At 45.3% G+C, this 13269-nt stretch carries 14 protein-coding genes and 1 tRNA gene; 7 read left to right on the top strand and 8 right to left on the bottom strand.

The features are described from left to right. From ELAC_RS01070 to ELAC_RS01055, 5 genes are all read left to right on the top strand, one after another. The coding region (locus ELAC_RS01070; RefSeq protein WP_204250516.1) for a hypothetical protein at positions 1-257 on the top strand (257 nt) is incomplete at its 5' end. Positions 258-265: 8 nt separating this feature from the next. After that, positions 266-991: a Fic family protein gene (locus ELAC_RS01065; protein ID WP_158227769.1), complete on the top strand. Its 726-nt coding sequence runs from the start codon at positions 266-268 to the stop codon at positions 989-991. Between the two features lie 21 nt (positions 992-1012). Beyond that, positions 1013-1780, top strand: a complete 768-nt coding sequence (locus ELAC_RS01060; RefSeq protein ID WP_098037431.1) for a hypothetical protein — start codon at positions 1013-1015, stop codon at positions 1778-1780. A gap of 146 nt (positions 1781-1926) precedes the next feature. Beyond that, positions 1927-1986: transfer RNA gene (locus ELAC_RS11690), tRNA-OTHER, on the top strand. A 156-nt stretch (positions 1987-2142) separates the two neighbouring features. Beyond that, positions 2143-3168 (top strand): hypothetical protein, encoded by a 1026-nt coding sequence (locus tag ELAC_RS01055; RefSeq protein ID WP_098037430.1) that lies wholly within the window; start codon positions 2143-2145, stop codon positions 3166-3168. Between the two features lie 94 nt (positions 3169-3262). On the opposite strand, the gene ELAC_RS01050 is transcribed toward ELAC_RS01055, so the two are convergent. Beyond that, on the bottom strand, positions 3263-3820 hold the full coding sequence (locus ELAC_RS01050) for a hypothetical protein (protein ID WP_098037429.1): 558 nt from the start codon (positions 3818-3820) through the stop codon (positions 3263-3265). Between the two features lie 474 nt (positions 3821-4294). Here ELAC_RS01050 and ELAC_RS01045 point away from each other — a divergent pair, with 474 nt between their 5' ends. Then, positions 4295-5827 carry an SEL1-like repeat protein gene (locus tag ELAC_RS01045; RefSeq protein ID WP_098037428.1) on the top strand — a complete coding sequence of 511 codons (1533 nt, stop codon included), beginning with the start codon at positions 4295-4297 and terminating at the stop codon, positions 5825-5827. A gap of 109 nt (positions 5828-5936) precedes the next feature. Here ELAC_RS01045 and ELAC_RS01040 read toward each other — a convergent pair whose 3' ends face one another. The 4 genes from ELAC_RS01040 to ELAC_RS01025 all read right to left on the bottom strand — a co-directional run bounded on the left by ELAC_RS01040 (position 5937) and on the right by ELAC_RS01025 (position 9786). Next, a complete protein-coding gene (locus ELAC_RS01040) occupies positions 5937-6548 on the bottom strand; it encodes a hypothetical protein (RefSeq protein ID WP_098037427.1) in 612 nt (203 codons plus the stop codon). Positions 6549-6558: 10 nt separating this feature from the next. After that, the gene (locus ELAC_RS01035) at positions 6559-7164 is read right to left on the bottom strand and encodes a BclA C-terminal domain-containing protein (RefSeq protein ID WP_098037426.1); all 606 of its coding nucleotides are present in this window, start codon (positions 7162-7164) and stop codon (positions 6559-6561) included. 44 nt (positions 7165-7208) lie between these two features. Beyond that, entirely contained in the window at positions 7209-8087 is an 879-nt protein-coding gene (locus ELAC_RS01030) for an inverse autotransporter beta domain-containing protein (RefSeq protein WP_098037425.1), read from the bottom strand. A 259-nt stretch (positions 8088-8346) separates the two neighbouring features. Then, positions 8347-9786, bottom strand: coding sequence for a tetratricopeptide repeat protein (locus tag ELAC_RS01025; protein ID WP_098037424.1), 1440 nt, complete (start codon positions 9784-9786; stop codon positions 8347-8349). 346 nt (positions 9787-10132) lie between these two features. Here ELAC_RS01025 and ELAC_RS01020 point away from each other — a divergent pair, with 346 nt between their 5' ends. Next, entirely contained in the window at positions 10133-10750 is a 618-nt protein-coding gene (locus ELAC_RS01020; RefSeq protein WP_098037423.1) for a DedA family protein, read from the top strand. On the opposite strand, the gene ELAC_RS01015 is transcribed toward ELAC_RS01020, so the two are convergent. Genes ELAC_RS01015 through ELAC_RS01005 form a run of 3 tightly spaced genes read right to left on the bottom strand, consistent with a single transcriptional unit; the run spans position 10739 to position 12744 of the window. Then, positions 10739-11446 carry an alpha/beta fold hydrolase gene (locus tag ELAC_RS01015; RefSeq protein WP_098037422.1) on the bottom strand — a complete coding sequence of 236 codons (708 nt, stop codon included), beginning with the start codon at positions 11444-11446 and terminating at the stop codon, positions 10739-10741. The two genes, ELAC_RS01020 and ELAC_RS01015, sit on opposite strands and share 12 nt — an antisense overlap. A 41-nt stretch (positions 11447-11487) precedes the next feature. Next, positions 11488-12108, bottom strand: coding sequence for a TetR/AcrR family transcriptional regulator (locus ELAC_RS01010; RefSeq protein ID WP_098037421.1), 621 nt, complete (start codon positions 12106-12108; stop codon positions 11488-11490). A gap of 12 nt (positions 12109-12120) precedes the next feature. Beyond that, positions 12121-12744, bottom strand: coding sequence for a TetR/AcrR family transcriptional regulator (locus tag ELAC_RS01005; protein ID WP_098037420.1), 624 nt, complete (start codon positions 12742-12744; stop codon positions 12121-12123). Between the last annotated feature and the right edge of the window lie 525 nt (positions 12745-13269).

Raw genomic sequence — 13269 nt, 5'->3', positions numbered from 1 at the left:
GGTTTTATAGGGGCAACTCCAAATACAAGGTACTTCGATTGTCAAATCCAGAGCTTGAGAGTGAGATAAACGAATTTGAAAAAATTGTAAAAACATTGCCCGACAGTTTATTCGATAAAAATTTTCCTGTTTCCGATAAACAAATGAAAACGGGAGCAAAAAAAGCGTTTGAAGATAGTGCCACGCAGATTGAAGTTTTTTATAAGAAAGTTCATAATCAACTCCTCGAAATATTTAATTTTCAAAATAAGACTTAGGGGTGAGTGTGGATCATATATCAACCGACAGAGAGCTTCTTCAAATTCAATTAGTTTCTAATGATGAACATGAAAAATTACTTAATGAGATTTCGACAAGAAAATCTCTAATTAAAAGTTTTACTACCCACTATCAGAATGTCCCCATACGCATAAAAGACGCTTTTCATTATGTTGAAGAATTAGCACATGAGAAGAAAAACATCTTAGCTATTGAAGAAATTTGCAATATTCACAGGCTTCTCAACTGTAGTGGAAAATTTCGAGCGCCTGCCACATCTTGGTTTGATGAAAATAATATTGGTGTTAATGGATATCATCCCCCAACGAGAGAACGTGATGATCTTGAAGGGCTAGTCGCTGAATATGTGCGTGAGTATACTGTAATTGAAGATGCAAAAAATCCCATTGAAAAAGCGTGTAGAGCATATTTCGTCTTTGAACAAATTCATCCTTTTAATGATGGAAACGGCAGGACTGGTCGAGCCATTTGTGCTTGGATGATGTTTAAGTATGGTTATGGCTTTCTCACCCCTTACATTGAAAAACGCTGGGGTCATGAAAACAAACAACATGCCGCAGCTTTCAAATCCGAAATTCATCATTATCTCGCTTGGCTAGGTCATCAAGATTACTTAAACCGATTTTACAGCAAGTTCTACCTTTATTTTTTAACTGAAACATTAGCCATGCTGAATCAATACATGGAAGATTTCTCGATTGATTGTGGTTAAATATTTACTAAAGACCAACCAATGCCTTTTGTTAAACACCCGCTTTTAGCTCTGCCAGGAGACTCTCAAATCTTATGGCGTTATTTAGATTTTCCCAAATTTGTATCTCTTGTACAACGGAAAGCCATGTTTTTCCCTTGGATAAACAAACTTAAAGATGATCCTTGGGAAGGACGACCATCAAAGTTGAATTTTGATGAAAATCGAATAATTCCTGTCCGATTTGTCAACGGTAAGGATAATCCTTTAGAATATCGCAAATTAAAAGACGTCTTAAATAGACCCGGTGAAATTGAAGAGCATATGCAAGCACATTTAAGAATGAGTCGTATGTTTTTTATTAATTGTTGGCATATGAACGATGGAGAATCGGATTCACAATGGAAAATATATGGAACGAGTCCTTTTTCGATGGCTGTTGTCTCATCATTTTCTCTTTTATCTAGTGCTATTACTGATGATAAAGAAATTTATGGATCTAGAGTGTCTTATTATGATCCTAACAACGAAACAACATCGGAAGGAAATGCATTTTTTTTAGCTACACACAAGCGAAATGCATTTATACATGAAAGAGAGTTTAGGCTTATCTATTGTGATCACTCCATTATAAAAACGTTAGACGATCCTCAGGGAATTTCAGTTTCGATAGATTTAAAAATCCTTATCCAAAAAGTCGTCATCTCTCCACTTGCCCCTCCTTGGTTTGTTACAGAAGTTAAAACGTTTATGCAAACGCATGGTTTAAATATGGATTGTGTACAATCAGAACTGCTAAACACGTGGTAGAATTTCAGTGACTTTTTTAATCAACAAATGGTGCAATGGCGGTGCAATGAAAAACTATTTTGCCATTAAAATCCGGTAAAATCCAATAGCCTTTTATGCCCTTTCAGGCTATTATCACAGGTAAAGCGGCTGGTTCTTACCCGATTGTCTGAATAGTTCCCGCATTCGTAATGCGAAGGTCGGGGGTTCGACTCCTCTTTCAGGCATTCCTTTCACACCCTCTCTAGCGCAAGCTTTTGAGGTTTTTTTGTTTATAAGTGCAATAATTTCTTACTGAAAGAGGGACTGGTGGGGTACCCCCCTCGCGAAAAACAGCAATAATCTACGATAACTTCTGAAAGTTAAACCTAAAGACCTAAAAGGTGATCGTAATAAAAAATAATATATCACACTCAAAAAAGAACTTCTTTTTTGACACTTCAATTTTATCTCCAATTTCTTTTACAACGGAAAGAAAACTTCTGCCGGATTTAATTAATCATTGGGAATTATATCTGGACCAAATGGAGAGGTTTCACCCTAATTTTGTGAACACCGATTTTACATGGATTTGGACCTCAGCAATATTTCTAGAACTAATCGGACTAGGACAAATCAGAAAAGCGTTAAAGACTCAAGTTTCTGATATCCTTCCAGCCGAATGGAAAAATTTTGCTTCAGAGGAAGAAATCAAATCTGAAGCATTTTGTGATCATATTGCTGCTAGAATCAAAAAGTTTATTTCGGAGCACTTGTCATCCAGGAGAGTATATAGACAGGCAACTGTTTCCTTTCTAAGGCGGTACCCCAATCATCAGCATTCGCATTTTATTGCTGCCAGAATAAAGCGGATGGCCAAGGATATAAGAGAACTTCCAAAATATAACACTTTCATCAGTGAAATCTTCTTTGACACTCTATACCGCTACCCATTTATAGACCTAAAACGCATAGAAAAAAACGAACGTTTACGGGCCATGAAATTATGGGGAGGAGTGGTGGGTAAATTATGTGGTATGTATTTCGAGTGCAGAAAGCTCGGGTTTCACCATAGCGCATTAGGCCTGTTTTCGGAGATTAATAGGATTGGGGGATGTTTCAATAGCACAACACCTGATCAAGAGAAATACGACTACTTAATTCGAACCTGGGATGACATGGCCGATGCTGACTCAGTAAATTTTGCATTACTCGGAAAAGACCAACAGCCAGTCCACATAATTACCTTAGAAAAAAAAACAGATATTGAGCGAAGATTGAGATGCCTCGCTCAAAATTTGAGAAATTTAGAAGCCAAAGGTTTCATCAGCAAATTCTTTCCTGGAACCATAACAGTCTTTTCTTCGAATTTGAGAGATGCCGAATTTTTTAATGTCTATGATGTAATTAACAATTCTAAAGACCCTTAAACACCTCTAAAATTGTTTAAAAAAATTCCCCCCCTTCGCTCCCTCTTAGGCTAAATTCAACAAAGTAATAGACTCCCTCAGATACCCAAAAGCCTCAAGACCCTGTCTGAGAGGCCACTTCCGGTCGATTAGGGACTTTAAGAGAGCGGTTGAGATCATACAGTCTTTTGCAGCACACCCAAAAGTATGTATAGGCCGCTAATAGAAGAGTATGTTCGGTCAAAGATGCCGGATCGGCTATCAAATCGATCAAATTTAATACAGGAGAAATCAGCAAAAAGGCTCCTATCCACTTTGTCCCCTTTTTCATATAGGCAAACAGATACATCAGTATGCCAAACACTAAGGTGGAGGCAACCAATCCTGCAATTTGAACCAAATTATTTGTCTGCATGGATTCTTCAAACGTCAGTGCACCTAGCAAAAAAATAGCGATACAGTACAGAAGCGTTCCCACGTAGTACAAGCCGAAACCCTGGAGCCATTTGTTGTAAATTTTTTCATTGGGTTCTTTGCTATTGTCTGCATCAAGATTTCCTTGAGCTGACATGTTTGAGGCCTGGCAGAGTGGATATTTTAAAAATTTCCAGCACCCGTAACCGACACTAAAACACAATAATTGTATCGCGATAATCAAAATCGTCCCTTCCATACACCCTCATTTAAACCAATTTTTATATTGAACGCGAAACTATAGCTTTAGATTGTTTTTCAGAAAATCAAAATTTTGCTTATTAACACTTGATATCTCGTAAACCTCAATTGCGCTTTATACCTGAGAGGGCGTCCACAAGCTGAAATCGTGTAGTTTGAGTTAATCGGACAGTCTTTTATTCCACGGATCCATTTTTGGAACTTTCAAGGAAGACAGTTCCTTTCAAAGCTATTTTGAATCCTATGCAGAGTTGCACCAACGGGGGAAGGGATCAAGAAAAACAAAGCGCACCCTTTTGAAGGGGTGCTAGTGCTTGATTCGCTCGAACGGACAAGTCCGCCGTACAATTTCAAGCGAAGAGTTAAATTGATACACCTTGATGTATTGTATATTTACATATATATTTTATCGCTAATCGCGCGTTTTTAAATAGAATTTCAAAACTAAAAGCCACTCTACAAAGGATACAGCATGCAGCCTGTTCATTTTCCAACCAGGGGAAATCCTCCAAGTCCAATTCCTGCTCCCACACGAGAAAATACAGAGCGGCAAACACCTCAGGCGCCGGGCCCCAATCTCCAAGCCTTGTTTCAGCAGGGTATTCCACCCCACTATTTCGATCCCTTCTGGAACCAGCGGTTTTATGCTTCAGCAGTTCCCCAGCCGCCGCACCCAGGCATAACAACACTTTACCTGGAAGTTATGAGACAGTCTTCGCCAGTTGAAAAAGAAAGCGAACGAAAAGATCTCAAGAGAAAAGGGTTTGACTCGTCTAAAGAAGACTCCGAGAATGAGACAACTGAACTCAAGCGGCAACGCTTAGACTCCCCCTCGTCCAGAGCTCAAGCGTTTTCTTTGAAAAGGAACTTGATTGTCGACGAAAAGCTACTCCTGCCGGGCGAACGGGAGCTAATCTTCAAGAAACATCAGCTGCAAGAAGAGCTTCAACGTCAGTTCAAAGATGTCATCGATCATGCTATAGGCATTTTAAAAAACGCTTCATCGTCAGACACAGAAAAGAAAGAAGCAATCGAAGCGCTCCAAAAAGTGGCGGAAAAAGGCCATACGATTTCTGCGAATACCTTGGGAAACATCTACTTTCATGGCAAAGCCCGTCAAGCGATCGACATAGCAAAAGCCCTGAGCTTTTACGAAATAGGCGCCGAGCAAATGGATTCAGAGTGCTGCTATACAGTCGGATCGGTGCGCTTTATAGAATTTCGAACCCTGGAAGAAAAATTCGACGCGGTAAACAAAATACGGATCGCTGCGGCCTTGGGCCACACGAAAGCGCGATACAACTATGCTCAAGTTCTGTTCCAGGGGATTGGTGTCGAGGCGAACCCAAAAGAGGCTCTCAGGCTCATGGAAATCTCAGCAACACAAGACAAACTGCCCGAGGCGGAATCCAGGCTTGCTTATGCCTTCCGTACGGGAGAGGGGTGCGAAATCGATTATGAAAGAGCTATTGAGCTTTACAAAAGCGCTGCGAGTAAGGGCTATACTCCCGCAAAAAACAGTCTTGCCAGCATGTACTACGATGGGATCGGGGTTCCGGAAAATAAAGCCGAGGCGGCAAGACTCTATAAAGAATCCGCCGAAGAGAACAACCCTCAGGCCCAGTATAACTATGGTGCCCTGCTGATTATTGGGGCAGGAATAGAGAAAAATCTGGAAGAGGGTATTCGCTACATCAAACTCTCTGCCGAGCAAGAATTCCCCCTGGCTCAGCACACTCTTGCGCTTAACTTAGCTAGAGGCACAGGGATCGAAATGAACAAACAAGAGGCTTTCAGGATATTTAAGGCTGCTGCCGACAAAGGGAAATACCACCCCTCCATGTCAAGGGTCGGGATGATGTATGAGAGAGGCGAGGGTGTCACTCAGCATTGGGCTTCAGCGATTCGCTACTACCAAAGGGCGCTGCAACATGGAGCCCAGTTAACTGAAAAATTAAATAGCCTGTTTGCCGTCGAGTTGGAGAAAGAGAGCGATCGTACATAGTAGGCTGCGAATTCAGTTGATGGCTCTAGGAAGAGTAGACTGAAAGAAGGCGCTTGTCATAGCTTTAAATGGCGTGGAAAAGCCCTTATGGGCTTTTCCACGTCCTATCTTAATTGACCGGTGCAGGTCCAATACGGAACAGGGTGAGCGTCGCTGTCACGTAGGTTCCCCAAAGTAAACCACTATAATAATCAGATCCAATGACCCAAGACTCTTCTGCTGTTGATCTTAAGTCGAGGATATCGCCAACCTGTAGGGGAACTATGAGGGAGAGGTTATAGAGCTTTGAGTTCCTAACTAAAGAAAGCTCACTTCCTGTCACAAATGACCCATTCACAAAGAGCCCTAGTGTTGCGGAGTTTCCTTGTTCTAGTTGATCATTTGATGTGCAGCCCAGCATGATGAAGTAATTCCCCGCCTCCTCAACCTGAAACTGAAAATCATTCAATCTTACCACATTGACATTCGACCCATCTATATCGATAGGGATCTGTTCTCCCGGGTCTATATCCGTATCACCATCAATGTAATAGTTGGAACCTAATGTTGTGAAAGGGTTTCCTGCCTCTCCGGGAGGCCCCTCGGGGCCTTGCTGCGGAGGTTGGCAGGCGCAGGAAGCTTGAGGGCCTTCTATCATCTCTATGAAGGCTGGGGCAGACATCAAGTTCAACGGGATCAGGGTCGTTAAAAAAAACGTTTTGATCAAATGGAATTGGTTCACATCAACCCCCTTATATGACAAGCGGCGCTAGGCGGATGATGTCAAAAAATGCGGTGGTTGGACCAAGCACTCCAACGCCCTGAGTGAAGGCAACGCCACCATCTCCCTCAGGGGTATTTTGAACCTGTACCACATCTCCAGCCTGAAGAGGGATAATCAACGCCAGAGTAGACAGCTCGTTGATATCCCTGAGAAAAAATTGCCCCGCATCAACTACCGTGCCGTTGACCGTCAACTGAATCATCGTGTTGGGATCCGCTTCATCTGCTTGGCTTGCAACGCCGAAATGGATGTAATAAAAACCGGCTTCCTGAACCACAAAATCTGTACTGTTAGGGTGCGAGATGTTCAGACTCGATATCGTATTGGGAAACTGGATCAAATCGCCTGGGTTAACGAAAACGTTGTTTGCGTCATAGTAGGCGTACGAGCCAAAGGCGCTCACTTGCGAGATGCCTGCAGGCCCTTGGGGTCCCGGAGGTCCCTGTGGTGGGGTGTGGCATTTTCCCGCGGTGGGAGAGGAAATCGATACGGACCTTCCGGTCTGCTCGGAAGCTTCTGAAAAAGCACCTGCCAAGATCAAGGCGGTTGCAAATAAACCCAATAGACTCTTCACGTTACTTACTCCTTAATTAATGTTGTGATCAAGGCTGCTTATCTTTACCAATTCCATTTCCAGTCACAGCACTTATAGAAGAATGGAAGCGGGTTACGTTTGACGGGCTGAGCGAAAAACTCAAGGCATCTGTCTGTGCTTGTGCAGCAGGAAAATAGGGTATCGAGCGGTACGGAAACGCTGATTCTTCCCTGGGCATTCCAGTGGTATCGGTTGTCATCGCTCACTCGCCCTTCGACCGTAAAATAGTCTAAAAAGTGCGCTTCCAACCTTGCAAATCCACCGGCGACGTCCGGCAGCTTGTTGCCGCCGTAATAGTAGGGACCAATGGCAGCATAGAGATCAAACCAGCATCCATCCCAGACTTCGGCACCGATCTCGGCGTCTACGCCTTTATAGGCATATTCCTTTTCGCGCAGTGTCGCTCTGTAGCCATCCAGGTAGTTGTAAGTCTTGCCGGAGGATTGGTTGCTCTCAGTGAGAGGAATGTACCCGTTCACCCGGATATCAAAACACGTCGTGAGCATCTCAAGGCCCACGCCAATTCGGTTGAAGCCCCCCTGGTCGCCCTCGCAATAATCGTAGTAGACGTTGCCGCCAAAGAGATACCCATTGCCTCTTTCCAGCCAGCGCACACCCAATCCGGCGCTAGCAGCAAACCGCTTTCCTTCAAGCCAAAAAGCGCGAGCGTCTCCAAAGTAAAACAGGTCGCCGCATGGTCTTGGAGCGACAAACGCTCCCAACTCAACATAGTCCCTGTCTTGCCCGATGAATTGCCCCCCGGTTGCCGCTCCCTCCAGCTTGATGATCCACGGCTCGTCACAAGGGCTTTCACAGCATGCCTCGTAGGCTTCTGTGTGGGAAGTTACCATGAAAAAAAGGGCAGTGAAAATACACCCTTTAAGTAGCTTTGAGCCTTTCATTATTTCTCCTGATCGATAGCATTGTAACCGGGCACCTCTGACGTCACCATTTTCCCACCGAAAAATAGTTTGCAGAGAAACCCAAGTAGAACCCTTGCAGTATTTTTTTAAATATATTTTTTAATTGAAGGGTGCTGTCGCCTGGAATGAGATTTTAAGCCTTAACCATAAGCAATAAAGAGATGAAGTAAGAAGGGGGGGATCGGTCCCTGCTTCTTCAGAAGGCAGGGCCGATCCGCTTGTGACAGCTTGAAAAGGACTACAGGTTAAAAATCACCGGCTGGAACACCTTAAAGAACTTAAGCTTATCGACTCCTCTGTCCGAGGCGAAATAATCTTCCAGAGCTCTTCGGGCCGGCAGGAATCCTTGCTCGGCGGACAATCTGATGTAGCGGATACCCTCGTTTTGATTTTGTTTAATTCCCTCGCCTTTGATCAGCATAACTCCGTAGTTGTTCAATCCCTTGGCGTTGCCGGCATCGGCAAGTTCTTTGTAGAGCCTGGCAGCTCGGGCTTTATCCTTCTTAACACCGAGAGCTGTGTAGCACATGTTGGCAAGGTTCAATTTTGCGAGGAGATGTCCCTTATCGGATGCGCTGCGGAACAGATTAAAAGCGCGCGGCAAATCCCTTTTACACCCTTTGCCTGACTGAAGCATGAGAGCTAGCTGAAACTTCCCTTCGGTCATACTTTCGCGTACAGCACAGATTTCCATGAGCCGGAAAGCCTCTGTTAGATTGGCTTTTACTCCGATGCCCCGTGAGAGAGCCTGTGCGTATGCTAAGAGTGCATTAGGTTGATTCATACCGGCAGCGAGGCGCAAGCAGTTTACCATGAAACTCTTTTCTTCTTGGGTCGTATTGACTTGGCTATACATCGATCCAAACAAAAAGAGACTCCGCGCATCACGTTGATCCACGCCAATTCCGAAAAATTGCTTGGCTTTGGCTATATTGACGGCCTGATCGGCTTTACCGCCCAGGTATATCAATCCCACAATGCGAGCGCTCCAGGCATGGCCTTTGGTTGCCAAATCCGTGAGAAAATCAAGAGCTCTTTCTCTAAGCGTCTCTAACGCGATCTCAACAAGAGGTTGCATCTTATGGTCGCGCCCTTCCGGCGAAGCGGGAGATTGCAAATGGAGCAAAGCTTTTTCAACACTAGTCTTGAACTCACGGTCTAAAGCCTGCTGCACCCGGTATCTCTTCATGATCAAATCTCTTTCCGTGGAACTCATGAGACTTTCATCGAGAATGAGCGCTTGTTCATGACCGGTCACAATGGCTGCATCAGTAGGCTCCACCCGGGGCCTTTTATTGGTTGGCTCCACCCCCTTTGCGGCCGTCGTTACCGGTGGAAAGGATTCAGAGTGCTTTCTTTTCAGCTCTTTTCTATCATCCTCTCCCGTCAGCTGAATCAATCCCGTGATTTGGAAGACAAAGGTTTTACCCCCTTGTCCGTGTGATGTGATTGCCGCATGCAGAGACATTTCGCCGGCAACTTTTGGAGGGGAAACAGGGCGGTTCAAGCGATTGCCCATGATAACGTTTGGAGCGGTCGTCGCCGGAATCGCGCGCTGAAAGATAGGCTGGAGGTTAAATGCTTGTACCGGCGGCATCTCCGGACGAGCGTTTCGTGGCGCTGTAGGAAATGTCGGATAGATCGGATTGGCAGAACTTGGAAAATGGGATGGATGCATGGTTTTTCCTTTTCAAGGATTTTGAGATAGGATTTGCGGTTAGGAGAACAAAAACTACATTTTCACGAAAAAACATATACCCATATTTCGTATTCATCAACTACTAATGATCAAACTGATTGAGAAGACGAGAACGGATTTATCGCAGGTTTTTTCGGTAAAGCCACCCTATGCCCCTCTTTTGCCCCCCCCTCATTCCCATGAAGGGATCAAACCGGCAAAAACGATGCCCGCTTGGTTTCATATGGAAAATTCACTATAGTGGAGCCATGCCGTTTAAACTGTCCGGCAGGGAGCGAGAGCCCCAACGACATCAAAAACACATCCGATTAGAGACAATTCAGCGATGGACTATATTCCCAATCAAGAGACTTTAATCTTCTGGTTAGACAACTACGGCAGCATAGGACTATTTATCTTGCTGGCGCTCGGTATTATCGCCCTTCCCGTCCCCGAAGAAACGCTGATGGTCATATCGGGAGTTTTAATCAAACAGGGGCATCTGCTGGCAGTGCCCACCCTGTGCGCCGCTTACGGCGGAAGCATCTGCGGTATCACCATGAGCTACCTTATAGGAAGGACCGCCGGATTGCATTTCCTGCATCGATACGGCAAATATGTCGGCATGAACGAAAAACGTCTAAAAAAAGCCCATGAATGGTTCGAAAAGTACGGAAAATGGAGCTTGTTCGTCGGCTACTTCATCCCCGGAGTCCGCCATTTCACAGGTTTGACAGCCGGTATCAGCGTATTGGAGTACACTCATTTTGCCACTTTTGCCTATCTGGGAGCTGTATTTTGGGTGACGACATTCGTATCGCTCGGCTATTTCTTCGGCACCTACGGGATGTCTATTTTCCAGGCCGTTGAGGATCGGGTGGAGTTTTTGCTCGTCTTCGCCCTGATCGCCATCGTGGCGTTCATCTTCTTTAGAAAATACCGGAACAACTCCTCACAGCGATAGGCTTTTTAAGGAGTTTGAGGGAGAGGCAAGCCACTCTCTGATTAGCCCCGTGATAACTTCGGGCCTCTCCATCGGACTCATATGGCCCGAGCCTTCCACAACAGCCAACTTAGCCCCGGGGATAGTTTCTGAAAGCTCCTGATGCTCTTCTAAGGAGAAGTTTTCATCTAAGGCGGCATGAATGACTAAAGCTGGAACGTGGATGTGGGGCAGTGCGAAAAAAGTATCCCCCCTTGCCAGCATTGCCCGCTGCTGGTTGACAAAGGCTTCGGGGCCGACTTCCTGAAACATTGAAACCACTTCGTGGCGCACCTTATCATCGAAAACAAAGAGAGCGGCAAGTTCTTCGACAATCGCATCAAATTCGCCCGCCAGGGTGCGGTCGATCAGCCTGCGGCGCCGGGATCGCTTTTCATCAGAATCCGGCCTTGCCGTCGTATTGATCAAAGCCAGCTTTACGATGCGGGAAGGGGCTTGTTTCATCAGCTCCAGGCAAAGCCAACCGCCCATTGAATGACCGGCCACAGCAAAATAGGGTGGAGCCCGTTTCAAAATCTGAGCAACCATTTTTTCCGGAGTGTCCTGAACAGCCTCAATCACCTGAATGGATGCGCCGGCGCTCAAATTTTTAACCTGGTGGGTCCAGACTAAGCCGTTAGACAACATCCCTGGAATAAGAACCAACGGGGGTTTCATAACGGCTCCTGAGATTTGTGTTTAAAGACAGGCTCTGAAAGCTAGTCGAGAAGCTCTGAAATCAAAAACGCCCCCAGCCATTTCTCATACTGATCAAGCGACCAGCCCCTTTCGACCACGAACTTACGGAAAAGATCCCTGCCTGTGTAGGCCCACATGATATCTCGGGCCATTTCGACAGTGAGACCATTTTTCAGTGCGCCGATCTCGGCGATCTCATTGATGACCGCCTCCTGCCTGACGTAGCGGCGCTGCTCTCTCTCGTATTCCAGATCCTTAAACACAGGATCGATGCCCGCGGCACCGTGTACTAGAGCGACGCGCTCTTTCTCGGCATCATAAAGCTCTCTGCAAAGCTTTGCCATGGCCTCAAGCCGCATCACAGGAGATTTTTCCTTGGAACCATGCCAGAAGATCTCATCATATTTTTCGGGGGACAGCGCATCGTCAATCAGCGCCAGAAGGACTCCCCGTTTGGATTGGTAAACAGCGTAGATCGTCGGCGTCGAAACCATGGCAGCTTCGGCGATCTCCTCGATAGTCACCTTTTCAAACCCCTTGCGGACAAACAGGTCTTTAGCGGACTTCAAGATGCGTTCTTTGGTCATCTCCGCAGAGGCTTTCCTCAAGCTGGAGTCGTAGGCACGTTTCTTTATTTCCATCGATGTTACTTACTATTTCAAAAGTTCTCGGATTAAAGACTCTCCAATCCATTTCTCATACTGATCTGAAGTCCATCCCCGCTCTACAACGAGCATGCGATAGATATCTCTTCCTGTAAACACCCACAAAATGTCGCGGGCGTCGGCAAGGGTTAAGCGATCCTTAAGATATCCCCCTTCAAACAGCGCCTTGACGACCTCTTCCTGCCTTCTGTAACGGCGCTCTTCCATCTCCTTTTCCAAGTCTTTGAAGACCGGATCGATTGCGGAAGATCCATGGAGCAGTGAAAGCCTTTCCTTCTCGGCATCGTAGAGGACTCGTGCGAGTCGGGTGTTGGTCATTAGGCGCTTTTCAGGGGAATCGCCGTGGATGGATTTCCAGTATAGCTCATCATATCTTTCGGCAGCGAGCGCATCGTCGAGAACGGCAAGCAAAACACCCTTCTTGGATAGGTACACGGAGTATACTGTCGGCGCCGAGACTCCAGCCACCTCAGCTATCTCTTCGATGGTGACCTTTTCGAAACCCTTTTTGCCAAAAAGGCTTTTCGCCGCGTCAATGATACGGCCTTTAGTTAATTCAGCTGCCGCTTTTCTCGAAGTTGAATCGTAGGCTCGTTTTTTCTGAATCGACATATAGCTTTTACAGTTTGTTATATTAAAAGTTCAACTAAAGCTATCTTATCGGAAAGGTGAAATATGTCCGAGGAAAAAGATGTTATTGATGTTATTAATGTAGCCTACTATACGCGCACCTTTAAAATTCGCTCGTGGTACTCTGTCGAATGCGTCTCAAAATTTGAGACTTGCCAAAGACAATAAGTCTTAACACATTATTTCAATAAAGTTAGCTATAAAAACTACCGCTAAATTAAAGAAATAACTTAATACACCAACCAAACCGTTGCCTTCAGTTCTAAAAAGAATGACTCGGATGAGAGAGCAAAACCCCCTTGTGTATGAACGTGTCGAAGACGGCATCTCAAAATGTTGCATTGAGGGGCCAGGAGCACTTGATGAGGTAAGTGAAGTCAGTACACAAATCATCTCGTTTTAAGCATGTGAGCCGTCTCTTAGAAGGCCAAGAACACCTTCAATTTTTCGAATGGCGCTGGAAATTCTTCGGCAGCTCTTGTATGGTATACCGAAAGTGTCTCAAAA

The organism is Estrella lausannensis, assembly GCF_900000175.1.
GTDB lineage: Bacteria > Chlamydiota > Chlamydiia > Chlamydiales > Criblamydiaceae > Estrella > Estrella lausannensis.
This window is presented reverse-complemented; position numbering and strand designations above follow the sequence as displayed.